Annotated in this window: 1 protein-coding gene; it reads left to right on the plus strand. The window is 48.4% G+C overall.

What is annotated here, in order from left to right:
* On the plus strand, positions 1 to 954 hold a 954-nt coding region (locus R7R78_RS24730; protein WP_225474449.1), incomplete at both ends, for an ATP-binding cassette domain-containing protein.

A 954-nucleotide genomic window follows, 5' to 3' on the forward strand; every position in this document is an offset into this window, starting at 1 on the left:
TCAGCTTCGTGTCGCGACACTCGATTGGCTACAAGGCTATAGCGAGCTGAGTATTTTTGGCGCAGAAGAACGCTACCGTAACCTGATTCTTGAAAAGCAAAAACAACTGCTTTCAAACCAGTTTGTAAACGCTAATCTGACTGGTATGGCGTCAGGACTTCTGATGTTGGTGAACGGCCTGACTTTAGTTGTCATGCTTTGGTTTGCTGCTGATGGCGTTGGTGGTCGGGCACCTGATCCTTGGATCGCCCTATTCGCTTTTGCAACAATGGCAAGGTTTGAAATTTTGATGCCTATTGCGGGTGCGTTCCAATACCTAGGTCAAACGCTGACTTCTGCCCGTCGCTTGAACGAAGTGATTCTTGCTGAGCCTGATGTTGTCTTCCCTAAGCTATCTAAACGCGAAGAAAAACCACTGGATATCGAGTTCGACAATATTGATTTTGCATACCCTGATGGACAACAGAAAGTGCTGAAAGACCTTTCGCTTTCACTTCCTTTAGGCTCGAAAACCGCAATTGTTGGTCAAACGGGTTCAGGCAAGTCGACTCTGATTCAACTACTTTGTCGCTACTGGGATGTAAACCAAGGTGAGGTTCGCATTGGTGGCGCTTCACTAAAAGATTGGTGCGAATCCGATCTGCGCTCAGCAATTACCGTAGTGAGCCAACGAGTAGATGTGTTAAACGGCACACTACGTGACAACTTGTTAATGGCGTCACCAAATGCGACTGATGAGCAACTGGCGGATATCCTAACGAAAGTAGAGCTGGGTGCACTGCTTGAAGAGCCGGGTCTTGATGCTTGGCTGGGTGATGGCGGTCGTCAGCTTTCCGGTGGTGAGAAACGTCGTATTGGTATTGCGCGAGCGTTACTACGAGATGCTCCGATTTTGCTTCTTGATGAGCCAACCGAAGGCCTCGACAAGCGTACCGAACAAAAAGTCATGGCGCT

The organism is Vibrio sp. 2134-1 (assembly GCF_033339495.1).